This is a genomic window from Ningiella ruwaisensis, assembly GCF_004798935.1.
Taxonomy (GTDB): Bacteria; Pseudomonadota; Gammaproteobacteria; order Enterobacterales; family Alteromonadaceae; genus Glaciecola; species Glaciecola ruwaisensis.
Window position 1 is genome coordinate 216,946 of the sequence record NZ_RAHT01000004.1, and the last position, 26,402, is coordinate 243,347.

Here is a 26,402-nt window from a genome sequence, read left to right on the forward strand (position 1 = left end):
GAGATAGAAATGGAAGCATTAGCTAAACACCGTTTTGCTCGCACGTCGGCTCAAAAAGCACGCTTAGTTGCAGATCAAATTCGTGGAATGCACGTTGAGAAAGCATTAGAACTACTCACGTACAGCCCTAAGAAAAGCGCAGCGCTTATCAAGAAAGTTCTTGAGTCAGCGATTGCCAATGCTGAAAACAATGAAGGTGCGGATATTGATGAACTATCAGTATCTAAAATCTTTGTTGATGAAGGCCCAACTATGAAGCGTATTAAGCCACGTGCTAAAGGCCGTGCTGATCGTATTTTTAAGCGTAGCAGTCACATCACTGTGGTTGTGGCGGATAACTAGGAGTAGATAATGGGACAGAAGGTTCATCCTACCGGTATACGCCTGGGTATCAGCAAGCCATGGACATCAACTTGGTACGCAAATACTGCAGAATATGCCGACAATTTATATAACGACCATAAAGTTCGTCAATATCTTACTAAAGAGCTGAAAAACGCTTCATTGTCTAAGATTGTTATCGAACGCCCAGCGAAAAGCATTCGTGTGACTATTCACACAGCTCGTCCTGGTGTGGTTATTGGTAAAAAAGGTGAAGACGTAGAAAAGCTTCGCAATCACATCACTAAGCTTGCTGGTGTACCAGCGCAAGTGAACATTGCGGAAGTACGTAAGCCTGAACTTGATGCACAGCTTGTTGGAGATTCTATCTCTAGCCAGTTAGAGCGTCGTGTTATGTTCCGTCGCGCGATGAAGCGTGCGGTACAAAACGCAATGCGCTTGGGTGCATTAGGAATTAAAGTTGAAGTAAGTGGCCGTTTAGGTGGCGCTGAAATCGCACGTAGCGAGTGGTATCGTGAAGGTCGTGTACCTTTGCACACTTTCCGTGCTGATATCGATTACGCAACCTCTGAAGCGCTAACTACTTACGGGATCATTGGCGTAAAAGTCTGGATCTTCAAAGGTGAAGTATTAGGTGGTTTACCACTTGAGCAAGAGCAAAATAATGCTCCAGCACCGAAGAAGAAAGGCCGAAGCGCTAAGCGAGAGGGCTAATCATGTTACAACCAAAGCGTACGAAATTTCGTAAACAGCATAAAGGTCGTAACCGTGGTCTTGCTGTTGCGGGTAGCAAAGTAAGCTTCGGCACCTATGGCCTAAAAGCTATTGGCCGCGGTCGCATGACTGCTCGCCAAATCGAAGCGGCACGTCGAGCCATGACTCGTCATGTTAAACGTCAAGGTAAAATCTGGATACGAGTTTTCCCTGACAAGCCAATTACCGAGAAACCTCTAGAGGTTCGTCAAGGTAAAGGTAAAGGTAACGTTGAATATTGGGTTTGCCAAATTCAGCCTGGTCGTGTGTTGTATGAGATGGAAGGTGTTCCTGAGTCTCTAGCGCGCGAAGCCTTTGAATTGGCTGCAGCTAAATTGCCGTTTAAAACAACCTTTGTAACTCGGACGGTGATGTAATGAAAGCGACTGAACTAAGAGAAAAAAGCGTAGAAGAGTTGAATGAAGAGCTATTAAACTTGCTTAAAGAGCAATTTAATTTGCGCATGCAACATTCTACTGGTCAACTTGAAAAAACTGACCAACTTAAGACAGTACGTCGTAACATCGCACGTGTTAAAACCCTTTTAACTGAAAAGGCTAAAGCCGAAGCGGGAGCGAATTAATGGCGACTGAGCAAAAAATCCGTACCCTTCAAGGACGTGTGTCTAGCAACAAAATGGATAAAACCATTACTGTTGTGGTTGACCGTTATGTAAAACATCCTATTTATGGAAAGTTCATCAGACGCTCAACTAAAATGCACGCTCATGACGAAGCTAACGTGTGTAATGAAGGCGATATCGTGACTATCACTGAATGTCGTCCTCTTTCCAAGAATAAAACCTGGAAATTAGTAGACGTGGTTGAAAAAGCGAAGTAATTCGTTTTTCACTTGTATTAAAAAAGGCGCTTGCAGCAATGCACAGCGCCTTTTTTCTTACCTAAGATCAACAGAATCTAGTCTCTTGTGACATTAAGCGACTCGCCTGGTATATCTAGATAGAGCGTAATTAATCGTCCTTTTCGCATCACCTGAAATACAAGCGTGTTGGCATGACGAATAGTTTTAGATAATTCCTCAAGCTCACCGGGTACCGTCACTCGCTTACCGTTTATGCTGGTAATAACATCATCCTCTTGTAAACCGGCCTGTTCAAATAGTTCCGGGTTCATGCCCGGAGAAGCAATCATGCCGTTCGCAATGAAATTGGTGTGAGTAAGATGAACAATGTGCTCTAAAATCCGTGGTCGCGTGCCAATTTCATCGGGTGTCATTGCAAGAAAATCCTCATAGGTTTCAAGTTCAGGTTGAGCGAGCAAATTAGGGCCCGTGAGCGAAATTTCGAAGGTGTTATTATCGAAGCCCAGCAAAACAGACCGTTCTTGAATGTCCAATACTTGAATATCATAACCAAAAATTAGGTCACCAGGCTCAAATTGATCTGCCATCCCTTTATGTTCTAACAAGGCAATGGTTTGAGGGCGTAGTTGAGATCCGATCATTTTTACAAAGATTGGTAGCGAGATATGACTTGAAACCCCCTCTGTTGCAGGCACATTATTGTATTGAGCTGATTGTTTGCCGGCACTAAACGTTGAATTTGTTGTGGCATAGTTCGCCGGTGCTTGTCGTGCTTGTGACAAATTACGAGCACCGACATCGTCTTCAGCACTTGATAGATAAGTTGTCTCATCCTCATTAAGTGACATCACAGAATATATTACTGCAGCCATTAGACACAATAATAGAATGACTGTACTTACGTTTTCTTTCATGTTTTCTCCCTCATCACCAGTATTATCGACCTCACAAAATAAAAGCTAAGTAAAAAGCGGCTATTTTTCTGGGTATTTCATATACAGATGAATTAAAAAATGAACACTAAGAGTTAAAAAATGAATGCTTTTTCGAAAAAATGAACATAAAGGTTCAACTATTGATTCAATATTTAATTCAATGATTAATCAAAATAAGATGATAAAAAAAGCCTAATAAAAACAGTGGGATAAAATAAAATAAAATTTGGCACGCTAAGTGCAAACGACCGAGTAATTACGAATCCGCATAATGCTTGTTGGATAAATGGAGTAAAAGTTATGAAGTCTTTAGGTCGTTTAAGTTACTTAGTTGCAGCAATCACAGTAGGCACTATTTCTTTAGGTTCAGTTAATGGTGATATGTCTACTATTACTGACCACATGTTTGGCGCTGGTGGCGCGCAAGAGCAAGTCCAACAGTCATACATTATTCAGGGATCAAATGCAGAGCGTTTAGTCGACGTGGTTGAAACTGTTGGTGGAGATGTTAACAAACAGTTCCCAATCATCAATGCAATCAGCGCAGTCTTAACGCCCTCACAAGCCGAAGAGTTAAAGAAAGTGAGCGGCGTGCGCATCTTAGACGACCGCACGGTTACGACTATGAATAAGGGGCAGACTAAAAAACATGCTATTGATACTTACATAAATAAGCAAATAAACGCTAACGATGTACATGACTTAGGCTTTACTGGCCAAGGCGTGACAGTAGCTGTTGTCGATAGTGGCGCTAATATGGGCGGTGATATCGGACAATATTTATTTCGCGATAGTAACGGTAATAAACGTGCTCTTGTTAAATATGACACATTCAAGGGTCAGCCTACCTATTATTATAATGATGATAACAACGGTCACGGGTCACACATCAGTGGTATTATTGCGAGTAGCTTGAGAGACGGTTCGGGTGATTTTAACGGCGTTGCTCCAGATGTATTTTTACTCTCAATCAAAGCCTTTGATGATAAAGGTAACAGCAGTTACTCCCACGTTTTAGATGCACTTAACTGGATTTCAATGAACCGTTACACCTACGGTATCAAAGTGGTAAATCTTTCATTAGGTGCTGAGGTCAATGCACGCTATTACAATGACCCATTAAACCAAGCCGTTATGGCGCTTTGGCATCAAGGGATTACGGTTGTCACCTCTGCAGGTAACAATGGTCGCGAAATGGGGATTACCGTTCCAGGCAACAACCCCTACGTGATAACAGTGGGTACTAGCGCGCATAATGATACGCCTTACGATATTTCTGACGACCGCATCGCTTCATTCTCTGCGGAAGGTCCAACTTTCGAAGGCTTTGTAAAGCCAGAAGTTGTCGCTCCAGGTGCAGAAGTCGCTGTGAAAATGAACAGCAAGTTCTTCAAGAAAGCGCATAAAAAGAATGACAAAGGTGCTGATTACTTCGAAATTTCAGGTACATCTCAATCATCGGCTGTGGTTGCAGGTATTGCAGCACTCATTATTCAAGCGCACCCAGGTATACGCCCTGATGACGTAAAATGTAAGATTATCTCTTCAACTCGTTTGGCTAAAAACAGCAGCAATAGCATTTACTCGCCACTGGTACAAGGTCATGGCATGGTAAACGCTTATGAAGCGGTAACCTCTAACGCAACAGGATGCGCAAATAACGGCCTAGATGTAGTTGCAGACTTAACGGGTACACAGCATTTCTTTGGTCCAGTTGAGAAAAAAGATGGTCTATACGAAATTAGCTTAGCTGACGGTACTGTGTTACTTGAGGGAGCCCATTGGACTACAGAGACGGTAGTTATTGAGGGGGCACATTGGACAACTGAAAGTATTGAGCTTAAAGGCGCTCACTGGACAACTGAAAGTATTGAACTTAAAGGTGCTCATTGGACAACTGAAAGTATCGAGCTTAAAGGAGCACATTGGACGACGGAAAGTGTTGAACTTAAAGGCGCACACTGGACCACAGAGTCAGTAGAACTAAAAGGCGCGCATTGGACAACGGAAACATCACCGGCCATGGGGGTTGACCTGGACGAGTCTCAATGGCAATAAATAAAAGCTGACTAAGCCATCTTCGGATGGCTTTTTTGTTTAAGCTTGAAAGGATGTTCTCAAAGTAAAGAATTTCAAAAGAATGCCGTTACAGTCACGAGAAAGTCACTTAACTCGTCAGAATTTCAATGGATAAAATGCTGTGTACAGACTAAAGAACATTTTTCAGCCAATTGTGAATTTTATAAAAGCACTCTTGATATTGACGTTTTTACCGTCAACTTCATTTGCTGCAATTGACAATGTTCGCTTCGAACACTTTTACGTTGAGCAGGGCTTGAGCCAACAGTCAATTATGGCGCTTTATCAGGATTCTAAAGGATTTATCTGGCTTGGAACTCAAGAAGGTCTTAATCGCTATGACGGCCGGAAATTTGTTCAGTACACAAAATCAACGGATATTGAAAATGACAATTCACTAATTGCTCCATTTGTAAACGCTATCGCAGAAGATCATAGTGGACAAATATGGGTAGCTACAAGAGAGGGTGTAAGTCGTTTCAATACGGCAACGGATACCTTCGTAAACTATCGAGCTGATGGAAGCGATAAAAGTATAAACGACCTTGTTGTGCGCGACGTCTTCGTCAGTAAATCAGGAGATGTGTGGGTTGCAACGAGGAAGGGGCTAAATAAATATCTGCCAGTAGAAGATCGTTTTAAACCTTATAACTTAACTAACCTCGACGGAATTGGGGTCGATTTTTTCAAGGTTGAAGAGGATATGGCAGGAGGCTTATGGCTAGGGAGCGATAAAGATGGTCTATATCGTTTCGATCCGGTCAATGAACAGTTTACGCGTATTATTGACGATTTTATTGTTGGAGGCGAAAAACAGAATGGCAACATTCGAGCGCTTCTTATTGACACATCCCAACGACTCTGGATTGGCACTTCTAATCTAGGGACCTTTACCCTAGATCTTACTCAACCTAAAACTGAAAGCGCTTTAGATAATGTGGTTGTATACCCTCAAATGGATAAAGTTTCCGCTATCGATATCCATCAGGACAGTCACGGGAACCTTTGGTTCGGTACAGAAAATGGCTTGGCGTATATTGATAAAGAAGGAGTATTCGGCCGTCTTAATCACCATTCTGACGATAATACCTCCCTGTCTGACGACATGGTGACAAGTGTCATTCAAGACGATGGCGGAGTTTTATGGGTAGGAACGTTCAAAGGATTGAATAAATGGAACACAGTAACCACTCAATTTGATCACTACGAGGTGACTGGTCGAGAGAAGAAGAGTCTATCAGGCAACAATATTACTTCAATAACACAAATTGATGACAAACGTGTGTTTATCTCCAGCAGAGACGGCGCAGACATCCTACATTTGGATACCAAACAAATTGAAAAATTCTATGTGCCTGGCGTGACTAAAGAATCTGCTTCGCAATATCGAGTGATGTCGTCAGCTATTGTAAAAAACAATGAGCTATGGCTGGGTACCAATGCATCTGGCGCAATACGAATCAATTTAAGTTCGGGAGAATTTGAGAGCTATAGGTCTGGTTTGGGAGATAAAGATAAAAGCCTTCAAGCAAATGGCGTTACGTCTATTTTTGTAGACAAGGATGATACGGTTTGGTTGAGCACCTATGGCGGGGGACTAAGTAAATACAACAGGCAAACCAATGATTTTACAACCTATCGCAGTCAAATAGACGATATTTACTCTCTTTCAAGTGATAAACTGATGTCCATTATGCAAGCACACGATGGCAATCTCTGGCTAGGGACCTGGGACAATGGCATCACTATTTTTAACCCCAAGACCGAATCGGCCTATCGCGTACTTTCCAGCTCAAATGGAAAAGAAGGCTTGGGAGCAAAACAGGTTTGGGTGATTTACGAAGATGAGCAACGAAATATTTGGGTCGGAACACATGGTAGCGGGATCAACTTTTTAAGCGCTACAGATAGAGACAACGCTCAATTGAAATTTACCAGCATCGGTATGGAAGATGGCTTGCCCAGCAATGTTATTTTCGGGATTTTGCCAGATAATAGCGGTAATTTGTGGTTAAGCAGTAACAGAGGTTTGACCAAACTTAATCGCAGTACCTTGGAGACCATAACTTTTACTCATGCTCAAGGGCTTCGTAGTAAAGAATTTAACTCTGGATCTTATGCACGATTAACAAACGGAAAGCTGATGTTTGGCGGTCCCAACGGTGTGACCGGATTTAGACCGGAAGATGTTAGGCTGAATAATCTTGTTCCTACAACAGTCATTACCACCTTCCGTCGCCTCGACCAAGAAAGCAATATTCAAAAAGAGCTGAATGAAGAGCAGACCTTGGTCGTGGATTATACGGATTACCTGATTGAATTTAATTTTGTATCACTCCACTTTACTGCACCTGAAAAGAATCAATACAAGTATCGTTTAACCGGCTTTGATGAGGATTGGGTAAAAGTACGTGACATTCCGCGCGCTACTTACACAAATCTTCCTGCAGGTGACTACACCTTTGAAGTTATTTCTTCAAACAGTGATGGCGTTTGGAACATGCGCCCAGCCAGTGTGAAGCTTTCTGTGCTGCCAGCCCCTTGGGAGTCCAGTTATGCGTATGCAGCTTACACATTGCTGCTCGTCCTGCTTCTGTATTTTATTTACCGCTGGTACAACAGCAAACTGCAAACAGAAACACGGTATCGACAAGCACTTGAAGTTGAAGTAGATAAACGCACACAAGAATTAAGTGCAGCAAATGAAAAACTACTTAAAGCGAGTATTACCGACCAATTAACGGGTCTTTACAATCGACGCTACCTGTCGGATATCATTCAAGAAAAATCACGTAAGGTTTATGAGCGATTTATAGCAGCCCAGGAGCGTAATCAAGTTGACCACGAAAATGGACCACGATTATTCTTTTTGATGTTCGATCTGGATGGATTTAAACCCATCAACGATACTTACGGACACGATGCGGGTGACAAAATGATTCGTCAGGTTGCTGCGCTTTTACAAGAAGTATGCCGCATCGATGATATTGTTATTCGATGGGGCGGCGATGAATTTCTGGTGATCGGGGAAATAAACAAGTTGGAAGAAGTTGCATCACTGGCCGAGCGTATTCGCACTAACATCGCCAAGCAAGGTTTTGATATCGGGCTTACCCAACGCATGCATCTGTCCAGTTCACTCGGATTCTCAACGTATCCTTTCAGCTATTACTGTCCAGATTCTCTGAGTTGGGAGCAAGTGCATTTAATTGCTGATAACGCCCTTTATAAATCAAAAGACGCAGGCAGAAATACGTGGACAGGTATTGTTCAGGCAAAAGAATTTGTACCGTTCACGATTATGAATTCACTGAGTCAGAATATTGATAAAGCGATTGAGGACAAGCACGTCAACTTAATCCAGCATCAACCAAAAAAATAAAGGAGCGCGGCTTTTATTTACAAGTCGCGCTTTAATTTATATAAGGTTGGCTCACTTACCCCTAAAAGATTTGCAGCATACGTCATGCTCGCAGGTTGTTTTTCAAGAATGGTGCGAAGAAGACTGCGCTTTAGCGTATCAAGCGGATTCCCTATCTTCACTTTTCCCGAAGCAACAAACTCTAAAAGTGAGCTGAGCTCCTGAAAAGTGGTGGGCACAGCTTCAGGAGTAAAGGTTTGCGCTTTAATCGCTCGCCTTCTGGCCGTGCTCACAGGGATTTGGAGTCGATTGGCAATGGCCTTGTTCGTTGAGCAGTGTTTTGCAGTTTGATTAAAAAGTTGGTGCTCAATCCAATTGCCAATATCTGCTTCGTAAAACGTTGAAGAACGCATGACTTCATCAATCAAACGCCCGAGTACGCGATGAATATCAATGTGCCAGTCATCTTCACTTATGGTGCCGTTCAAAACCGTTGATGCAGCATTGGCTGATTCAGTTGCCAACGATTCGTAAACCTCACCCTGCTCGAAGTGGTCAGCCATTTCGGGTGACTGACTTACAGCGCCACTATCATCAAAAGAGATGTCAATCGCATCTTCAGTGCCAGTTTGTTGCCCATTGAGATAAATCGTAGTTGCATGACTTTGAGCAGTTTGGCTTACCTTTGGCAACGAGGGATCATTAGTTTTTACTATATTCAAATCGCTGAATACTATTTCCTCGCCTTGGCACATCAGGCTAGCCTGCATCAGCTTATTTTCTAACTCGCGAATATTGCCAGGCCATGAGTACGCCTGCATCTGCAAAATTGTGTCATTGCTAATAAGCTTGCGCGTGGTGCTGAACTGGTTTGCAAACTTGGTCAGAAAATGCTGGCTGAGCAACGCAATGTCATCCAAGCGCTCGCGTAAAGGTGGATTGTGTATCGTAACAACGTTTAAGCGATAGTATAAATCCTGTCTGAATTTTCCTTTTTGCACCTCAAGTGCCAAATCACGATTAGTAACCGCAACAATTTTAACATCTACGTCAATCGACTTGTTGCCACCTACCGGGGTAAAGTGTTTTTCCTGTACAAACCGCAGCAACTTGGGTTGCATCGAAAGCGGTAATTCGCCAATTTCATCCAATACCAGAATTCCGCCATCAGCCGCCTGAATTTTTCCGATACTCTGGCTTTGAGCGCCAGTGAATGCACCTTTTACGTAACCGAATAACTCAGACTCGATAAGTGTTTCAGGAATAGAGCCACAATCGACGATGATAAGCGGTTTTTTGCTGCGCGGACTTAAATTGTGGATAGCGTGGATCAGTTTTTCTTTTCCGGTTCCGCTTTCACCTGTAACCAAAATAGTTGTATCGGTTTGAGCGGCCCGCTGGGTCTTATCCACAATAGCTTGCATCGTTTTAGAGCGATAAACCAAGGCACTGGATTGCAGGCCCGTTTTTAATACCTGTAGCTCTCGCTCCAGTTGAGCATTTTGGGCTTCTAAATTTCTATTTAGCTCATCTTCAAGTTGACTTCTTTTTAAGGCTTTACCAATTTGTCTCGCAAACCCGGCAAACAACATGACAGAATCGTGGGTTAAATCGAAAGCTGTTTTTTGACCCATGATAAAAAGGCAGGCATTAATTTCTGAACCTAAGGGAACCACAAGGAGTTGCTGATTATCGATTTGAATTTCTGCGTGTTGACCAATGTCTATTGCTTGCTCGGCAGCTTCTTTTATGGCATGTTTTTTATCCAAATCGTTAAATTTTATTTCACTAACGTCTGCCAAGTCTGTCACAGTGTAAGCATGTTCTACGTTTATATCAGTATCTAAAGATACTATGCCTGCTTGTTGAAATTCAAAGGTGTATGCCAGTCGCTCTACCACATTTCGAAGCAGCCTCGAAAACTCATATTCATCTGCGATGATAGAGGAAATATCCCAAAGCAAGAGCATATTACGATAATTCGTCACATTATCAGGGGTAAAGATACCACCAATATAATTGAACTCTTGTTCATCATATTTGAATTTATCCGCTTCCCAATGAACGATGCTGGGTTTATCTGAGGTTTGCGCTGCTTTTAGCGCTTGTTCTGCACGGTTGATCAAAATGCTCGATGCGGTGCTGTCTTCGTCAAGATTTTCGTCTTTCTCGACAAACGCAACGCCAACATTGAACGACAGGCGAATAGCGTTTTTAAGATAGGGGCGATTGTGTAACTCGTTTTGAAGCTTTTGTGCGAGTTTTAAACCATCGTCAACGCTGTTTGCCTGGCTTGCAATACCAAAGAGGGCACCACCGAAACGGCAAGCCAGATCGCCTGCTCGTGTGTATTGATTGATAATACCTGCAATTTCATTTAGGACTTGATCACCTTTAGCCTGGCCAAATTTACGATTGACAATTTGGAAGTCTCTACAGTGAAACATACATAAGATGACGCCTGAAATACTCACGTTTTCATCAATTGCGCTTTGTAAAGCACTTCGACTTTGCAGTTTCGTTAAACTATCAACCGTTAACAGTCGGAGTTGGTCAAATATTTTGAAGCTGTTGAATATGCTAATGCAATGATTTAAAAATAGTCGTTGCGGGCGAGAGTGAGATTCGGAATATTCAGTTTGAATCAGGGATGTAAGCCAATCTGGAAAAGCACTATCACTTAACAAGTCAAACGCCAAGATACGTTGCTTCTCATCATGAATGATAACGCGCTTTCGCTGATCGTCGTCTGAGCGACCAGCGTCTAAATCACCCGTGTCTTTTAGGTGAATACTGAAATGCGATGATGAGAAAGCTGAAAAGGTAAACTCAAAATTGCCATAGCGCATTTCAATAGCAGAAATAAACTCTTGCGACGGCGCTTGCAGATGCAATTGTAGTTGACTGTTTAGCTCTCCGCTTTGAAATCGGGTTTGATTACCTTTTATCTTATCCACAATTTGTACATACACGCTCTGCGTCATTAGTCGCAAACTAGTAAGCAATTGGGCACGTGCACTGTCGGATAATTTCATGATTATTTAGGCGAAAAAACGTATATTGGTAGTTCACAATAATTTCATTGATGCCTTTGTATCGGCTAACTACCTGAAAAAATGAATAAATAGTCACCATCTTTCTCGCTAATACCGCGCGATTACGTTAAGCGGGCTTCGTTTAATAAAAATTGTTAAGAATTTACCTTTACAGTAAAAAAGCTTTGTTTTACTGTTTTGTATAGATATAAAAGGCGAGGTGGCAAACGCTCTTGCAATTAAATAAAGTTGAAAATCAACAGTTTATTCAAGCCACGCGATATGCTACCAACGCTATTGTTTTGTTAGATAAACATGCCAATATTGCTTGGGTAAACGAGCAAGCCAAACATATGTTTTGTGAGCGTCTTCATGTAAACGTATCACAGTCATTTTTTGATATCGCTTCAAAAATAGTCAATCGTAAAAACTGGTCGCGGATCCAACAAGCGCTTGAGCATGGTCAAGCGGCAAGTGAAGACTTAAAAATAAAAGTAAAGACCGACTTGGTGTACAGCTTTCATTTTACAATTCATCCGCAATTTAATGGCAAAGACATACATGGATTCGCTGTCTATGTAGAAGATATCACGCACCAATATCGTCTTGAGTCTCAGTTAAGAGAAAACAGTGAGATACTTGAAACGATCGCAAAAATTGCAAATTTAGGCTTCTACTCCCTGGACATCGAATCTAATTCATTAACCTGGTCTGATGAAGTCTACAACATTCACGATTTACCTATTGGCTATCCAATCAGCGTTGAAGAGGCCGTTACCTATTACGCTCCAAGTGCAAGGGCAGTAATCAATAAAACTGTTGAGCAATGTTTACTATCTGGTGAACCTTTCGACCTGGAATTGCCATTTATTACGGCAAAAAAGCGTGAAATTTGGGTAAGAGCCGTAGGATATGCGCAATTAATTGATGGCAATCCGGTTGAACTTAAAGGCGCGTTTCAAGACATCACGCATATGAGACAAGCTGCCATCCAGGCGAATCAGGCGATGCGGGCTAAAAGCGCATTTTTAGCTACTATGAGTCATGAACTTCGAACACCCATTAACGGTGTCATTGGGCTGACAGAATTGTTAAGTGCTTCTCAACTCAGCGAGAAGCAACAGGAATATACGCGCATGATTTTGCAAAGTGCGCAGAGCTTGCATTATTTGGTCAATCAGATTTTGGACTACAGCAAACTGGAAGCTAACAAGCTTGTCGTAAACAGCACGCTTGAGTCTATAAGGAATAAGGTAGAAGAAGCGCTTTACATCCATAAAGTGGCCGCACAAAAGAAAGGCATTGCGTTTGAATTGCACATTGCTGACGATGTTCCAAATTACTTTACCTTTGACCCTTTTCGCCTTGAGCAAATTCTAAACAATCTTTGTAGCAACGCCGTAAAATTCACAAGCTCGGGAAGGATTGAGGTTAACATCAGCCTTAAAGATAAGCACCATGTGCTATTTTTGGTTAAAGACAGCGGCATTGGCATAAGCGAAAAAGACCTTTCGCTGCTTTTTATTGAGTTCCAGCAAGTTGATAATACCTTTTCACGCGAATTTGGCGGTACTGGATTAGGTCTCAGTATCAGCAAACAATTAGTTGAGATGATGGGGGGGGAGTTAGGCGTTAACAGTCAGGCAGGGATCGGAAGCGAGTTTTGGTTTTCACTGCCTTTAGGCGAGTTCCATCATGATGCTCAGCCACCCGTTGGCGTGAGCTTTCAGCCAGCAATTTTTTTCACTCCAAATGAAAAAATGTATGAGATAATGACAACGCTTGCACAACAGGCGCCGGGTAAAATTGTCGTTGAAAACACTCCTCATGCCTTAATTCAAACGATAAAAAACGACCGAGCACTTATATCAATTTTTATCTTGGACTTTCCGCTTGCGCCAAGCAAAGCCAGTTTGTTGTTGCATTCGGTGCTGCGTGTGACTACCAGTAATCAAAAGTTGTTTGCCACACAGTCCTGCCTGAACACCTTGCATACGGAAGGATTTACAAAACTTGATGAAGTGAGTGAAATAGATCATGAATTGGCACTGTGCTTTGACAAGTTTGCTGAAAATGACTTTGAGCCTCAAGCATTTTATCAAGCGCTTTTACATCAGCAAACGCCCAACAAACTGGATAAAACGCAAGTGCTGGCGGGTAGGCACTTTTTGATTGTAGAAGATAACCATATTAATCAGATTATTTGTACAGAAATGCTTAAAGCGGCTAACGCAAAAGTCAGTCTTGCTGAAAATGGAAAACAAGCGATTGAAATATTGGAAGAAGGGCCAGACTTTGATGCCGTAATTATGGATTGTCAAATGCCTGTTATGGATGGCTATGAGGCGACGCGTCTTATTAAGCATCATCAAGATGAAAAACTGCGCAATCTAACTGTTATTGCGGCAACTGCGCATGGTTTTGCAGATGATATACAGCGTTGCTACGATGCTGGCATGGTGGACGTTGTTATCAAACCATTTACACGCTCTGAGCTTATCGATACTGTCACCCGAAATTTATGACCCGATTTAAAAGAGAAAATGTCTTTGAGCGCTTAAGTCGCTATGTATACACGCTTATACTGAGCCTGTTCTTTCCGCTTGTGCTTTTCTTATTGCGTAAAAAGTTAATATTGGATGAGGAGTTCTCGCAAAAACGAAAGCTTTCCGAGCGATTTGGTAGCTTGAATTTTACGCCAAAGCCGCAGGGGATCTTGGTGCACTGCGTCTCGGTTGGTGAGATAAATGCTGCCGCTGGCCTCATTAACAAACTACTTAATGAATATCCTCAAATTTCTATCACAGTGTCGACTTCATCAACTACCGGTGCAGTTCATGCCTACGGACTATTTAAAGATCGCGTGCACCATACGTTTTTGCCAATTGACCTTCCCTGGTTTATGTCTCGATTTTTCAGCGTACTTAAACCTAAGTTGGTGTTGGTCACAGAGGTTGAAATTTGGCCAAATATGCTACGTCAGTGTGTCAGACGAAATATTCCGGTTTGCTTAGTCAATGCTCGCTTATCTGATAGCTCCTTTTCAACTTACCAGCGTTTGCGGGCCTTATTTCGACCGGCTCTTCGTCAGTTTGATGTTATTGGAGCACAAAGCCAGGCATCTTATGACAATTTCAAATCACTTGGCGTGTATAAACAACAGCTCAAACTGACTTTGAATATGAAGTTTGACATAAAAGCGTCTGAGCAGGATGCTGAAAAAGCGCACCTTTTTATAAACACTTACGCGTTAAATGGCATCCCTGTTTTACTCGCTGCCAGCACACACGATTCCGAAGAGCAATTTATTGTTGAGGTGTTCCAGGCGCTTAAACTAAAGCATCCAGCGCTTAAACTTATAGTTGTGCCTCGTCATCCCCATCGTTTTGAGGAGGTTTATCAAATTATCAATGCTGCCGGTCTCAATGTGATTAAAGCCAGCGATGAATCTCGCTCTTCAATCGAGGACGTATTGTTAGTTGATAAGATGGGATGGTTAAAAGCCTGTTACCAACTTTCAGATATTGCCTTTATTGGAGGCAGTATTGCGCCGAAAGGCGGACATAATGCGCTTGAATGTGCTTTGTATGCAAAGCCTATGATGATGGGAAGCAGCTTATATAATAATCCGGTGATTTGCGATATGTTGGTGCAGGCAGGTGCCCTTAAAATTATTGAACAAATAGAGCAAGCGATACAGTTTGCGGACATGTGTTTAAGCGATAAAGCCTTGTCACGTAAATTAGGCGGCCAGGGTTTACAAGTGATCCATAAAAACGCAGGTGCGCTTGAGACAACATTCGCTAGCATTAAACCTTTTCTCTAGCGAATTGTTTACCTGAGATTAGCTATAAACAACCCCCGATACACCTAATATTTCGAGCAATGCATCGAGGGTCAAAACGTCCTTAGTAAGGACTTTCCAATTATTTTGAGTCGTCTTTTGATTCGCTTACCGGGAAGCCACGGTCGCGCATCAAGGCTTCAACTTTCGCATCGCGTCCTCTGAATTTTCGATACGCCTCTGCGGGGTCCATTGCGTTTCTTACTGCAAATAGGTATTTAACTAAGCGCTCACCTACTTCTTCATCGTAAAAACCGCCAGGGGCTTGGGCAAAAGCTTCAGCTGCATCAGAGGTTAACACTTCTGCCCACATGTAGCCATAATAAGCGGCTGCATACCCCTCTCCTGAAAAGACATGGCCAAATTGCGTAGAACGATGGCGCATCACAATCTCTTCTGGCATTCCCAGGGCTTGCAGTTGCTCGCGCTCAAATGCATCTGGCTCTATCAGGGCAGGGTCGGTCGTATGGTAAAGTAGGTCCATAATTGCAGACGCCATATATTCCGTGGTTTTAAAGCCTTCGTTAAAGGTCGATGCCTGCTTGATTTTGGCAACTAAGGCCGGTGGAATCGGCTCGCCCGTTTGATAGTGCACCAAAAATTGATTGATCACTTCATCCGTCAGCAGCCATCGCTCCAATAATTGAGACTGAAATTCCGTGTAATCACGCACGCCTGAATGAGACGATGGATATTTTACATCTGCCGCTAAAAAGTGAAGGGCATGACCAAATTCATGGAAGTAGGTTTCTGCGTCATCCCATGAAATAAGCGTTGCTTCCCCCGGAGCGCCTTTTACAAAATTTGAGTTATTCGACGACAGTACCGACTTTTCACCATCAAAGGTGGTGTAACTACGATAGGTGGTGGCCCATGCGCCAGAACGCTTTCCTTCTCTTGCAAAGGGGTCAAGATACCAAAGTCCGATAAATTTGCCGCTGGTTTTATCGTTTACCTCCCAAACCTTAACGTCTTCATGAAATACAGGTACCTTGCCTTCTTTTACTGGCGTAAACTCAAAGTTAAATAAACGCCCTGCAACATAAAACATCGCCTCACGTAATTTATCAAGCTGCAGGTATTGTTTAACTTCGTTCGAATCAAGCGCGTATTTTTCCTGTCTGACTTTTTCCGCATAATAGCGATAGTCCCAAGGCATGATGGTAATGTCATCACCTTCAGCATCGGCAATGGCTTGCATGTCGGCTACTTCTTCTTCAACTCTTGCAATCGCCGCTGGCCAGACCTTGTTCATCAAATCCATGGCGTTTTCAGGCGTTTTTGCCATACGATCTTCCAAACGCCACTGCGCATAGTTGTCATATCCTAACAACTTGACGCGTTCATGACGTAAAGTCAGGATTTCTTTTATAAGTTCGTTATTATCAAACTCATCGCCGTTATCGCCGCGGCTGTAATAAGTTCGCCATACTTTTTCGCGTAACTCTCGATTGGTAGAGTAAGTCAAAAATGGATCCATAGATGACCGCGTGTTGGTAATCGCATATTTTCCTGACTCTCCGCGTTCCTCAGCCATTGTTGCGGCCGCTTTTACGAAAGACTCTGGTAAACCGTCTAATTGCTCGTCAGTAATGTAGAGTACGTAATTTTCTTCATCAGCAAGGACATTGTTCGAAAACTGCGTATGCAGTGCAGCAAGTTCCTGATTGATTTGCGCATAGCGTGCTTTATCTGCCTCATTAAGCATTGCGCCATTTCTGGCAAATTCGTTGTAAGCCATCCATATGATCCGCTGCTCTTCTTCTGTTAACGATGCAAGCGCGTCACTTTCATAAACGCTTTTCACTCGTTCGAACAATTTCGCATTTTGCGTTATTTTAGACTGAAATGCAGATAGTTCTGGTGCCATCTCTCGCTGTATCGCGCGAAACTCCGGCGAGGATTTATTAGATGCCCAAATTCCCCAATAAGTGAATACGCGGTTTAATTCACTGCCCGCCCGCTCCATCTCTACAATCGTATTTTCAAAGGTAGCAGGTTCAGGATTGTTAGCAATTGCCTCGTAATCAGCTAAGGCGATTTCCATACCCTTTTCCAGAGCGGGTTTGAGTAGTGCTAAATCCATTTTATCAAAGGCGGGAACACCGCCATACGGGCCCTGATACTCAGCTAATAGAACATTGTCGTAGTCAGCTTGAGCAGAGACTTGTTCAGCCGCTTCTGTGGTGGATTGAGCAGTACTGGCGGACTCAGGCGCAGGTGAGCAAGCGCTCAACGCGGCTATGACTGAGGCGCTAACAAAACAAAGTAAAGGTTTTTTCATCGGTCGTTGATCCTAAAACAGCTTAAGTGGAGGGTGCCTCTTACTTATTTAAGTACGCAATCAGGTTTGCCTATCAAAGCAATTTGTGAGCGTATTTGGGCTGGGCACTTATTAATATTATTCGCGCTCGTGTGACAACTTTCAACGGGAGTTTCAAAAAATAGCAATATCAAACTATTCGAAGTTAATTAAGCGCGCATTAATCAAAAACAATGGTTTTTGACTGACACACAATAACACGTTTTTCCAGGTGATATCTTATGCCGTTTGCAAGTGCATTGATTTCACAGCGTTTTCCTTTGCGCACCATATCCTGGGCGCTATCGCTATGACTAATACGCATCACTTCTTGCTCAATAATTGGACCCTCGTCTAAATCAGGCGTCACATAATGGCAAGTCGCTCCAATAAGCTTCACTCCCCGATCATAGGCCTGTTGGTAGGGCTTAGCACCGGCAAAAGAGGGCAAAAAGCTATGGTGAATATTTATGATGCGATGTGCGTATTTATCGCACAAGTCTGTGGGCAAAATTTGCATAAATCTGGCAAGCACAGCTAAATCGATATGATAGTGCTCAAGCAAATTATCAATTTCATTAAATGCGCGTGTTTTGTCGCTAAAATCAATAAAATGAAAAGGCACTTTATACCAAGTAGCGTATTGTTCCATCGATGGATGGTTTGAAATGACGCAAGGTATATTGCATTGCAATTCCCCTGTGTGCCAACGATGCAACACGTCATTTAAACAATGTGACTCATGGCTAGCAAGAAGCGCCAGGTTTTGTTTTTCGTTCGAATGGCTAAGCGACCAATTCATTTCAAATTTTTGAGCAAGCTTTGAAAAAGACTGACGAAGCGAATAAATACTTGCTTCATCTGTATCTGCTTCAATCTCATGACGCATGAAAAAACGATTAATGTGTGTGTCAGTATGATGACTGGCTTCTAAAATATTTGCCCGGTTAGCGGCAAGAAATTCAGATACAGCGGCAACAAGGCCGACTTGATCAGGACAGTCAATCACGAGTCGAGCGGTGTGTTTCAAAAAATCTTACTCCAAATGATAAGAAAATCAATTATCTATAAATTGTTCAAAAAATATACTGAACTGAGGCATGAAAGTTGCGTAACTAAGACTATAGTCTTAATCATTTTTTTTTACCATTATGAACAGTTATATCGAAAAAGCATTGCTTACTTACTGCGATACTAGCCAAACTTTCATTGCGAGACAAATAGCATATGCGACGCTTACCAACGCAGGATTTACTGACGAAGATTTGCAAATAGCCTTGGAGCAAGGGCCCGAAGATTTGCCTGTTACCGTTTTTTCAGCATGAGCGATTATCAATTGTAAAATGTTCGTTTAAGTCTTTGCGGCAAATCAAGTACCCGTTCTAAAATTTTATCAATCTACCAAAGTAGCATAACAACTCGATTTCTTACGCGTTATAACAATATTGCATGTTTTTTAGACACAACAGGTATATGCTAATCAGGATATACGCACAGTAAGGAAAGAAAAAATGGCTAGAGTAGCATTAGTAACAGGCGGTACACGCGGTATTGGAGAAGCAATTTGCACTACCTTAAAGAAGAAAGGTTACAAGGTTGTTGCTAACTATGGGGGCAACGACGCAAAGGCTGCTGAATTCACAGAAAGAACGGGCATTCCAGCGGTTAAATTTGATGTATCTGACTTTGATGCAGTTCAAGAGGCGATAACGAAAATAGAGAATGAGTACGGGCCAATCGATGTGTTGGTGAACAATGCCGGTATAACACGGGATGGTACAATGCATAGGATGAGCTTTGAACAATGGGACGCCGTTATTCAAACCAACCTGGCCTCTTGTTTTAATACATGCCGAGCTGTGATTGAGGGGATGAGAGAGCGCCAATTTGGCCGTATTATCAATGTAGGATCAGTTAATGGCCAGGCAGGACAATATGGGCAGGTTAATTATGCAGCTGCAAAATCTGGCATACATGGTTTTACTAAAGCCTTAGCCTTAGAGGGTGCAGGCAAAGGGATAACGGTGAATGCAATTGCGCCTGGATATGTTGATACGGATATGGTGCGCGCCGTTCCTGAAGAGGTATTGGCAAAGATAATCAAGACCATCCCCGTTGGACGCTTGGGTAAACCAGAAGACATTGCCAACAGCGTCGCGTTTTTAGTAGACGATGAATCGGGTTTTATAACGGGGTCAACGCTGTCGATAAATGGTGGCCAACACATGTATTAACGTATGGCATTTGTATTTCTGTTTAACTGTTTCTTATCAAACATAAAAATTCTCAACAATAGTCCGACAGATTAAAATTTGTCGGATTTTTTTACAAAAAAATTACATCTGACGCACAGTGTAAATAATTAATTACGTTTGTAATGATTTTAATACGTTGTTTTTTATTAAATTTTTATGCCTCTCAAGTGTATTGTCGCGAAAAAGTAACAATTTCTATTTAAAAAAATCATTCAAAACAATGCCTTATCTATATTGCGTGATTTCTATTATGGGAGTAGCGTAAAAAAGCTCCTAATTTTTGAGCAATCAACACAATCCAAAAACATAAATAGGAATCACTGAATGTCTAATATAAAAATAAAAGTCGCCACGGGCGTTGGCGCCTTAGCTTTTTCGCTTTTGGCAACTAGCGTAGCTGCTGCCACCTCACCGGTAGAAGTGACCAGCTCCGACGACAGGATCAATACTTCACAAAGTGCTTCGTTTAACGATAGCGCAGTTGCAGATCTTAGCCGCTCTGCTGCCTATGGCCGAGGCGGCAACATCTCTGGCAAGGATCTCATCGAAGAAAAATTAGCCAAACGCTATATTGTCAGTTTCAAAGAAACGAAAGACGAGGCAGTCGCCACAGATAGGTTTTCTCGAGGAGGAACGCCTGCTATCAAAGCGGTAGAAAATGGCCAGTTCAATGTTGCAAATGCTCAAAACATTTTAAAAGCCGCTGGTGCACAGCCTGTCAGAAGTTTGGAAAACCACAAGATGATGGTGGCGATGTTGAGCAAGACGGCACTTGCGCAGTTGGCAGACAATCCGAATATTGACACTATTTCAATTGATGCCAAACGAAGCTTAATGGCGCAAAGCACGCCTTACGGCATTACGATGGTGCAGGGCACTCAGCTTAATCAAAATGATACATCCCGTCGCAGAGTCTGCGTTATTGATACTGGCTATAACTATGGTCACCCAGACCTACCTGAAATCAATGACGGACTTTCGGGAGTTGCAAATAATAGCTCGGTAGGTAACTGGTATAACGACGGCAATGGACACGGAACACACGTTGCTGGAACCATTGGTGCAATCTCCAACAATGAGGGTGTTGTTGGTGTATATCCGGGCGTGAATATGCATATCGTAAAAATCTTCAATGACAGTGGCCAATGGACATTCGCCTCTGACTTGATTACTGCCATTGACCAATGTAAAGACGCTGGCTCAAATGTGGTCAACATGAGCTTAGGCGGTGGCTCTTCATCCTCTGCTGAGCGCAATGCGATGCAAAGTTTTGTGGATGATGGGATCATGCTGGTTGCTGCAGCGGGCAACGCCGGTAACAGTACTAAATCCTATCCGGCATCCTATCCGGCAGTTATCTCTGTTGCCGCGGTAGATTCGAGTGAGAACCGCGCATCATACTCTCAGTACAATGATCAGGTCGAGATTGCTGGTCCGGGAACATCAGTCACATCTACTTGGCCCACCAACACCTATAATTCAATCAGTGGTACCTCAATGGCAACGCCGCATGTTGCAGGTGCGGCAGCGCTAGTATGGAGTTTTTTCCCGCAGTGCTCTAATCAACAAATCCGTAACGCGCTAAATGTCACAGCAAAAGACAAAGGCGCAGCCGGGCGAGATAATTTCTACGGCAATGGGATTGTCAAAGCAAGAGATGCTTATGACTATATCGCAACAAATGGCTGTGACGGAAGTGGTGGTTCAGATGGTGGTGGCGGTGGTGTTGAGCCGGTCAGTGGACAACTAAACAATCTTTCTGACAGTCGCAATAATTGGAAGCGATACACATGGAATGTTCCTGCGGGCGTATCGACTTTAACAATCAGTATTTCTGGTGGTAGCGGTGATGCCGACTTGTACATTAAACGCGGTTCGCAACCTGAAACCAATAGCTATGATTGTCGTCCTTATCGAAACGGGAATAACGAAACCTGTACTTTCAACAATCCACAGGCAGGTACCTACCACATTGGTATCCGAGCTTATTCAAATTATAGTAACGTAACAATGAGATATAGTTACGAATAAGCAGACAACATAAGAGTGTAACAGCCATAAGAAGCTTACTTCTTGTGGCTGTTTTCATATTTGTCTGTTAATTGAGCGATGAATTTTCTGCTTGCTCGGCAATAAGCAATAGTGTTTCAGGAGAAGGAAAACCGTCAGCAATCAAACCGTTTTGTGCCTGAAAAGCACGTATTCCAGCGCGTGTTGCAGGTCCAATGATGCCATCTGCGCCACCGACATCAAAGCCTAATTGATTTAAATTACGCTGGACCTGAGCCATTTGAGCAATGCTGTAGCTTGGTAGCTCAGGTAATGAGGCAACAAGCGCGGGGGCACCGGCGATACGATCTGCTAAACGGCCCACTGCGATGCCATAAAACTCTGAATTATTCCAACGTAAAATGGTTCGAAAATTGGCATAGGCTAAGAACGCGGGCCCTTTTGAACCAGCAGGGACAAGTAATTTTGCCTCAATGTCGGCATTGCCTAATCCACTGCCGTCTGCTTTTTTAAGGCCAAGTGCGGACCACTGTGAAACGGTTTTTCTTTCAGCACCGGCTAGCGTGTAGTCAAAGTCAGATGGCAGTAACACTTCGCGTCCCCAGCGTAATCCTGGCGTCCAGCCTAATTTCCATAAAAAATGCGCGGCGGATGCTAAGGCATCTTTTTCACTTTCCCATAAATTCACTAAACCATCGCCGTCCCCGTCAATTGCATAATGCGTATACGCGCTAGGCATAAATTGCGTGTGTCCCATTGCACCGGCCCATGACCCTTGCATTTGCGCCTTGTCTAATTTTTCTCTGTCCATGAGTTTTAAGGCTAAAAACAGTTCTTGAGTAAAAAAACTGGCGCGGCGAGGTTCACAGGCAAGCGTAGCAAGTGAATCGAGCGTCGACATCTTACCTTTGTAGCCACCATAATTGGTTTCAAGCCCCCAGAATGAAACTAAATAATGCCCGGGAATACCGTACTTTTGGGTCAGCTCATTTAAAAAAGAGCGATGCTCTGCATATTTTTCACGCCCTCTATCAATGCGCCATTGATTGACGCGTTTACTAAAATAATCAGGGAAAGTTGAGACAAATTCAGGTTGAGAACGATCCAGTTCAATCACACGTGGCACAAAAGTCAAAGAAGCAAACTCGGTTTTCACGCGCTCATTGCTAACGCCGGCTTCTATTGCCTGTTTCGCTTTTTCGTCAAGACAAGCAGGAAATTGACTGCGCTGCTGCTCAATATAATTTTGAAGCTCGTCTGCTTTTGCAAATGTTGCGCTCATACCAAGGGAGCTTACAAGGAGCGTAATTAATATTACCGGAGCGAAATAGCGTAGAATTTGGCGATTCAAACGAGATGTTCCTTATCCAAAAATAAAGTGTGTATTTTGACAGATGCTATCCGACAAAGTTCGATGCCGCAAGCGCTCTGCGCTTTGTGTTTGAATGGCGATTATCTTCTGCAAATAAAAAAGGCTACTCTTAAAAAGCGAGTAGCCTTATATCTAAAGCGCAATTGCAACAATAACTAGGCGTATTTATTGATAAATTCAGTCACAACAGGCCGAATATTCTTGCGATACATTGAGCCGCTGAATATACCGTAATGACCGGCACCTACTTGAACATGATGTTTGCGCATATTTTTGGGAATGTTGCGACAAATATCCTGCGCTGCTTCGGTTTGACCTAGACCGCAGATATCGTCATTTGCGCCTTCTACTGTCAACAAGGCGGTATTGCTAATGGCGTCAAAGTCAACGGGTTTACCTTGATACGTAATGGTTCGATTGGCGATTTCGTTATTTTTGAAAATGCGCTCTATTGTTTCAAGATAAAATTCGGCTGGCATATCCAAAACAGCCATGTATTCATCGTAAAATGCACGAAATCTATCTGCATCTTCATCTTCGCCGAACAGCAAGTTTTGAAAGTAGTTGGCGTATTTTTGCATATGAGTCTGCTGATTCATGGAAATAAATCCACCGAGTTGCATAAAGCCCGGGTAGACCTTTCTGCCTTCACCAGGATAACCAACGGGAACCGTCATGATCGCAACATTTTTATACCACGACATGGGGTGACGGTGCGCAAACTCGTTAACACGGGTCGGATTTTTGCTTGTGTCTAAAGGACCCGCCATAAGCGTAAGTGATTTGGGTGTGTTCTTATTTTTTTCTTCTGCCATTACTGCGGTGGCAATGAGCGCCTGCACCGTGGGCTGGCAGATAGCGATCATATGAGTGTCTTTACCTAAATAGTTCACAAACTCGATAAGATACGAAACGTAACAATCAAAACTAAAGGGGCCTTCATCCAGAGGAACCTCCCGAGCATCTGCCCAGTCAGTGATATAGACTTCATGCTCAGGCAACAAAGCTTGCACTGTGCCTTTTAGCAGCGTTGCATGATGGCCCGAGAGCGGCGCAACTAGCAATACCTTATCTTTATCAGTATGACCGACTGCATTAAAGTGAACCAAATCGCAAAACGGTTTACTTAGCACAATATCTTCACGTACTTTATATTTTTTTCCTTGCCGTTCGACCTCGACAATATCAAATCCCATTTTGTCGTAACGCCTGGTAAAACGCATTGCGGTTTCCAAGCTTGCACGAGTTAAACGGCCCGTCCATGTATATGAAAGAGGATTCGAAGGATGGGAAATCATATCGTTTACAATACTTAAGCCCTCGTTCATCATTTGACCGGTGCGAGCAAGGTAATCGTATGCTTGATAACTCATAATATTCTCCGAAAAGATTCTCCGAAAAGATTCTCCGACAAGGCGAAAAAAACTCCAAGTCTGGCGAACTAACTTTTGTTACTTCGCCAGTTAATTGGAGTTTATCTGCATGTACTCATAAATAATGAGCAAACATGATGAAATGATTAACATCAAAGATGTTAAATCGATTACTGTTTAGCAGCTGCCGTCATTTTAGCTGTAACTTCTTCACTCATGCCTTTTATCATTGCGCCTGCTTTTTGCTGCGCTGAAGAAACCAAAGTGTAAGTTTCTTTTGCAGACTCAGTGATAGTTTCCTGTAAGCTTTCAAGATAGGCTTTTTGTGCTTCAGCAAGACTCATAACGTCTTTCTGTTGACTTGCTGTTTCAGCAAATGATGCGCCGCTAGATAAAAGCGTGGTAAATAAAGCATTTTGCTTTTCTGCCAGCTCTTGTAGCGTTGTCATATTTAAAGTGGCAAGTTCTGTTACAGGCTTTAAAGACTCTTTAAATTGTTCATTTAATTGTTCAAACATTGTCGTTCTCCAAATTTACGTTAAGTGTATTAAGATTTTGGTGCTGTATCTGCTTTGTCATCAGCAGGTTTTGCTTTTACATCTGCGGCGCTTAGCGAAGCGACGGCTTTTTTCGGCGCTGGTTTTTTCGCCTTTGACGCAGATACTGCTGGTTTGTTCTGTGTCGGTTTACTTCCCTCTGCTTTGTCCGCTGACTTTTCAATAACAGGTGGCGTAGCTTGGGGGGTAATAGTTTTGGCCTCTGCCTTAGCTTGCACTTTAGGAGCGGGAGCCGCTTTTTTAGGTGCTACTGCTTTTTTTGCGGCAGGCTTTTTAGCAGAAGGCTTTTTAGGACTGCTTGCTTTTGCTGGCTTAGCGCTTGCGGCCGATTTTGCCTTAGCGGGTGCTGCAGCCTCACTTGGCATGTTTGTACCAGAAGTTGCTGTTTTAACCGCTTGCTCAACTACCTCTTGAGCGTTGTTTTTAGCGTCTTCCAAAGAGCTTTTCATAACGTCGGCAACGTCGTTGCGCATCGCATTTAGTGCACTATAGGTACTTTTTGACGCACTGGTAAAACGTTCTCTTACCGACTCAGCGTAAACAGACTGTGCTGCAATCATGCCCTTAAGTTCTGTTTGATCAGATAGCGTTTCAAGCAGCTTAACGCTGTCTGTCATAACACCAGAAAAGAAAATCGTCTGCTGCTTCGATACTAGCTCAAGTGTTTTCGCATTCATTTCGAGCAAAGTACTGGCTGGCTTTGTAGATTTTTTCAATTGTTGAGAAAAGTTACCAAACATTGTCTTGACCTCTTGATTAAATTAATGCGAAAGCGCTTTTATCTACTGCATACATTAAAATGCTGCGCTGCAACATCGCTGATGTTCGAATAATAGACAATTTAAATAAAAGATCAAGGACTTTTTTGTTGCAGTGCAACATTCTTTATGGGGAAAAGACTGTTTTTATGTAAGTGTATGATTAATAAAAGTAATTACTTCTTGCGACTTTTGTCGTACTGCCAGGCTTCCATATTCTTTTCCATCATCTTGGTAAAAAGACCAATTGGAGAATTGTCGACCATATTTTTCATTAAGCCCTGGACTTTATCTTGTTGTTCAATAAATTGCACAAGGCTTTGTTCCAAATATTGTCGAACAAATACTTGCATGTCGCCGTCGTAAAATCGAATTAGACTTTTTAGCAAAGCGTCAGTCAGCAGTGACTGGTTTTCGTTTGTTTCAGACTCGCTGATGATTTGTAAAAGCACGCTTTTAGTAATATCACCGTCTGTCTTTGAATCAACGATTTTAAATTCAGTACGGTCGTTAATTAAGGTTTTAATATACTCAAGGTTAACGTACTGACTTTTGCTTGTGTCGTAGAGTCTGCGATTTGGATACTTCTTTATGATTATCACAA

The 26,402-nt window shown here is 42.7% G+C and carries 21 protein-coding genes; 12 read left to right on the forward strand and 9 right to left on the reverse strand.

The genetic code is table 11. From position 1 onward, the window contains the following. The first annotated feature begins 9 nt into the window (after window positions 1-9). The 5 genes from rplV to rpsQ are packed head-to-tail and all read left to right on the forward strand — an operon-like array spanning window position 10 to window position 1,935. Complete coding sequence (gene rplV / locus D6V41_RS10055) at window positions 10-342, forward strand: 50S ribosomal protein L22 (RefSeq protein ID WP_136251373.1); 333 nt, start codon at window positions 10-12, stop codon at window positions 340-342. Between the two features lie 9 nt (window positions 343-351). Then, the gene (gene rpsC, locus D6V41_RS10060) at window positions 352-1,056 is read left to right on the forward strand and encodes a 30S ribosomal protein S3 (RefSeq protein WP_136251374.1); all 705 of its coding nucleotides are present in this window, start codon (window positions 352-354) and stop codon (window positions 1,054-1,056) included. A 2-nt stretch (window positions 1,057-1,058) separates the two neighbouring features. After that, on the forward strand, window positions 1,059-1,472 hold the full coding sequence (gene rplP, locus D6V41_RS10065) for a 50S ribosomal protein L16 (RefSeq protein ID WP_136251375.1): 414 nt from the start codon (window positions 1,059-1,061) through the stop codon (window positions 1,470-1,472). Beyond that, on the forward strand, window positions 1,472-1,678 hold the full coding sequence (gene rpmC, locus D6V41_RS10070; RefSeq protein ID WP_136251376.1) for a 50S ribosomal protein L29: 207 nt from the start codon (window positions 1,472-1,474) through the stop codon (window positions 1,676-1,678). The genes rplP and rpmC overlap by 1 nt, the downstream gene beginning before the upstream one ends. After that, the gene (gene rpsQ, locus D6V41_RS10075) at window positions 1,678-1,935 is read left to right on the forward strand and encodes a 30S ribosomal protein S17 (protein WP_136251377.1); all 258 of its coding nucleotides are present in this window, start codon (window positions 1,678-1,680) and stop codon (window positions 1,933-1,935) included. The genes rpmC and rpsQ overlap by 1 nt, the downstream gene beginning before the upstream one ends. 77 nt (window positions 1,936-2,012) lie before the next feature. Here rpsQ and D6V41_RS10080 read toward each other — a convergent pair whose 3' ends face one another. Next, entirely contained in the window at window positions 2,013-2,831 is an 819-nt protein-coding gene (locus D6V41_RS10080; protein ID WP_136251378.1) for a PDZ domain-containing protein, read from the reverse strand. 321 nt (window positions 2,832-3,152) lie between these two features. Between D6V41_RS10080 and D6V41_RS10085 the strand changes: the two genes are divergently transcribed. Then, a complete protein-coding gene (locus tag D6V41_RS10085) occupies window positions 3,153-4,910 on the forward strand; it encodes a S8 family peptidase (protein WP_136251379.1) in 1,758 nt (585 codons plus the stop codon). A 142-nt stretch (window positions 4,911-5,052) separates the two neighbouring features. Beyond that, a complete protein-coding gene (locus D6V41_RS10090; RefSeq protein WP_136251380.1) occupies window positions 5,053-8,313 on the forward strand; it encodes a ligand-binding sensor domain-containing protein in 3,261 nt (1,086 codons plus the stop codon). Window positions 8,314-8,330: 17 nt separating this feature from the next. Here the strand turns inward: D6V41_RS10090 and D6V41_RS10095 are convergent, their stop codons facing one another. Next, window positions 8,331-11,327, reverse strand: a complete 2,997-nt coding sequence (locus tag D6V41_RS10095) for a sigma 54-interacting transcriptional regulator (protein ID WP_136251381.1) — start codon at window positions 11,325-11,327, stop codon at window positions 8,331-8,333. Between the two features lie 233 nt (window positions 11,328-11,560). Between D6V41_RS10095 and D6V41_RS10100 the strand changes: the two genes are divergently transcribed. Both D6V41_RS10100 and D6V41_RS10105 read left to right on the forward strand, forming a co-directional pair. Then, window positions 11,561-13,852, forward strand: a complete 2,292-nt coding sequence (locus tag D6V41_RS10100; RefSeq protein WP_136251382.1) for an ATP-binding protein — start codon at window positions 11,561-11,563, stop codon at window positions 13,850-13,852. After that, window positions 13,849-15,153, forward strand: coding sequence for a 3-deoxy-D-manno-octulosonic acid transferase (locus D6V41_RS10105; RefSeq protein ID WP_136251383.1), 1,305 nt, complete (start codon window positions 13,849-13,851; stop codon window positions 15,151-15,153). The genes D6V41_RS10100 and D6V41_RS10105 overlap by 4 nt, the downstream gene beginning before the upstream one ends. Window positions 15,154-15,253: 100 nt before the next feature. Here D6V41_RS10105 and D6V41_RS10110 read toward each other — a convergent pair whose 3' ends face one another. Then, window positions 15,254-17,455 carry a M3 family metallopeptidase gene (locus tag D6V41_RS10110; protein WP_136251384.1) on the reverse strand — a complete coding sequence of 734 codons (2,202 nt, stop codon included), beginning with the start codon at window positions 17,453-17,455 and terminating at the stop codon, window positions 15,254-15,256. 199 nt (window positions 17,456-17,654) lie between these two features. Beyond that, entirely contained in the window at window positions 17,655-18,503 is an 849-nt protein-coding gene (gene purU, locus D6V41_RS10115) for a formyltetrahydrofolate deformylase (RefSeq protein ID WP_136251385.1), read from the reverse strand. Window positions 18,504-18,624: 121 nt separating this feature from the next. On the opposite strand from purU, the gene D6V41_RS18175 reads away from it, so the two are divergent. The 3 genes from D6V41_RS18175 (at window position 18,625) to D6V41_RS10125 (ending at window position 21,759) form a co-directional block, all read left to right on the forward strand. After that, window positions 18,625-18,798 (forward strand): hypothetical protein, encoded by a 174-nt coding sequence (locus D6V41_RS18175; RefSeq protein WP_168711010.1) that lies wholly within the window; start codon window positions 18,625-18,627, stop codon window positions 18,796-18,798. A gap of 186 nt (window positions 18,799-18,984) precedes the next feature. Beyond that, the gene (phbB, locus tag D6V41_RS10120) at window positions 18,985-19,707 is read left to right on the forward strand and encodes an acetoacetyl-CoA reductase (protein WP_136251386.1); all 723 of its coding nucleotides are present in this window, start codon (window positions 18,985-18,987) and stop codon (window positions 19,705-19,707) included. 345 nt (window positions 19,708-20,052) lie between these two features. After that, window positions 20,053-21,759 carry a S8 family serine peptidase gene (locus D6V41_RS10125; RefSeq protein WP_136251387.1) on the forward strand — a complete coding sequence of 569 codons (1,707 nt, stop codon included), beginning with the start codon at window positions 20,053-20,055 and terminating at the stop codon, window positions 21,757-21,759. A gap of 67 nt (window positions 21,760-21,826) precedes the next feature. Here the strand turns inward: D6V41_RS10125 and D6V41_RS10130 are convergent, their stop codons facing one another. The 5 genes from D6V41_RS10130 to phaR form a co-directional block, all read right to left on the reverse strand. After that, on the reverse strand, window positions 21,827-23,020 hold the full coding sequence (locus D6V41_RS10130; RefSeq protein WP_136251388.1) for a lytic murein transglycosylase: 1,194 nt from the start codon (window positions 23,018-23,020) through the stop codon (window positions 21,827-21,829). A gap of 245 nt (window positions 23,021-23,265) precedes the next feature. Beyond that, window positions 23,266-24,483, reverse strand: coding sequence for a polyhydroxyalkanoate depolymerase (locus tag D6V41_RS10135; RefSeq protein ID WP_136251389.1), 1,218 nt, complete (start codon window positions 24,481-24,483; stop codon window positions 23,266-23,268). A gap of 170 nt (window positions 24,484-24,653) precedes the next feature. Further along, window positions 24,654-25,001, reverse strand: a complete 348-nt coding sequence (locus D6V41_RS10140; protein ID WP_136251390.1) for a phasin family protein — start codon at window positions 24,999-25,001, stop codon at window positions 24,654-24,656. Window positions 25,002-25,030: 29 nt separating this feature from the next. Further along, window positions 25,031-25,780, reverse strand: coding sequence for a phasin family protein (locus D6V41_RS10145; protein WP_136251391.1), 750 nt, complete (start codon window positions 25,778-25,780; stop codon window positions 25,031-25,033). 194 nt (window positions 25,781-25,974) lie between these two features. After that, window positions 25,975-26,400: a polyhydroxyalkanoate synthesis repressor PhaR gene (gene phaR, locus D6V41_RS10150; RefSeq protein WP_136251392.1), complete on the reverse strand. Its 426-nt coding sequence runs from the start codon at window positions 26,398-26,400 to the stop codon at window positions 25,975-25,977. Window positions 26,401-26,402: the final 2 nt, after the last annotated feature.

Excerpts from the sequence above, each read along its gene's own strand:
- rplV (WP_136251373.1), top strand. The coding sequence starts at position 10 with ATGGAAGCATTAGCTAAACACCGTTTTGCTCGCACGTCGGCTCAAAAA.
- rpsC (WP_136251374.1), top strand. The coding sequence starts at position 352 with ATGGGACAGAAGGTTCATCCTACCGGTATACGCCTGGGTATCAGCAAG.
- rplP (WP_136251375.1), top strand. The coding sequence starts at position 1,059 with ATGTTACAACCAAAGCGTACGAAATTTCGTAAACAGCATAAAGGTCGT.
- rpmC (WP_136251376.1), top strand. The coding sequence starts at position 1,472 with ATGAAAGCGACTGAACTAAGAGAAAAAAGCGTAGAAGAGTTGAATGAA.
- rpsQ (WP_136251377.1), top strand. The coding sequence starts at position 1,678 with ATGGCGACTGAGCAAAAAATCCGTACCCTTCAAGGACGTGTGTCTAGC.
- D6V41_RS10080 (WP_136251378.1), bottom strand. The coding sequence starts at position 2,831 with ATGAAAGAAAACGTAAGTACAGTCATTCTATTATTGTGTCTAATGGCT.
- D6V41_RS10085 (WP_136251379.1), top strand. The coding sequence starts at position 3,153 with ATGAAGTCTTTAGGTCGTTTAAGTTACTTAGTTGCAGCAATCACAGTA.
- D6V41_RS10095 (WP_136251381.1), bottom strand. The coding sequence starts at position 11,327 with ATGAAATTATCCGACAGTGCACGTGCCCAATTGCTTACTAGTTTGCGA.
- D6V41_RS10105 (WP_136251383.1), top strand. The coding sequence starts at position 13,849 with ATGACCCGATTTAAAAGAGAAAATGTCTTTGAGCGCTTAAGTCGCTAT.
- D6V41_RS10110 (WP_136251384.1), bottom strand. The coding sequence starts at position 17,455 with ATGAAAAAACCTTTACTTTGTTTTGTTAGCGCCTCAGTCATAGCCGCG.
- D6V41_RS18175 (WP_168711010.1), top strand. The coding sequence starts at position 18,625 with ATGAACAGTTATATCGAAAAAGCATTGCTTACTTACTGCGATACTAGC.
- phbB (WP_136251386.1), top strand. The coding sequence starts at position 18,985 with ATGGCTAGAGTAGCATTAGTAACAGGCGGTACACGCGGTATTGGAGAA.
- D6V41_RS10125 (WP_136251387.1), top strand. The coding sequence starts at position 20,053 with ATGTCTAATATAAAAATAAAAGTCGCCACGGGCGTTGGCGCCTTAGCT.
- D6V41_RS10130 (WP_136251388.1), bottom strand. The coding sequence starts at position 23,020 with ATGAGCGCAACATTTGCAAAAGCAGACGAGCTTCAAAATTATATTGAG.
- D6V41_RS10135 (WP_136251389.1), bottom strand. The coding sequence starts at position 24,483 with ATGAGTTATCAAGCATACGATTACCTTGCTCGCACCGGTCAAATGATG.
- D6V41_RS10140 (WP_136251390.1), bottom strand. The coding sequence starts at position 25,001 with ATGTTTGAACAATTAAATGAACAATTTAAAGAGTCTTTAAAGCCTGTA.
- D6V41_RS10145 (WP_136251391.1), bottom strand. The coding sequence starts at position 25,780 with ATGTTTGGTAACTTTTCTCAACAATTGAAAAAATCTACAAAGCCAGCC.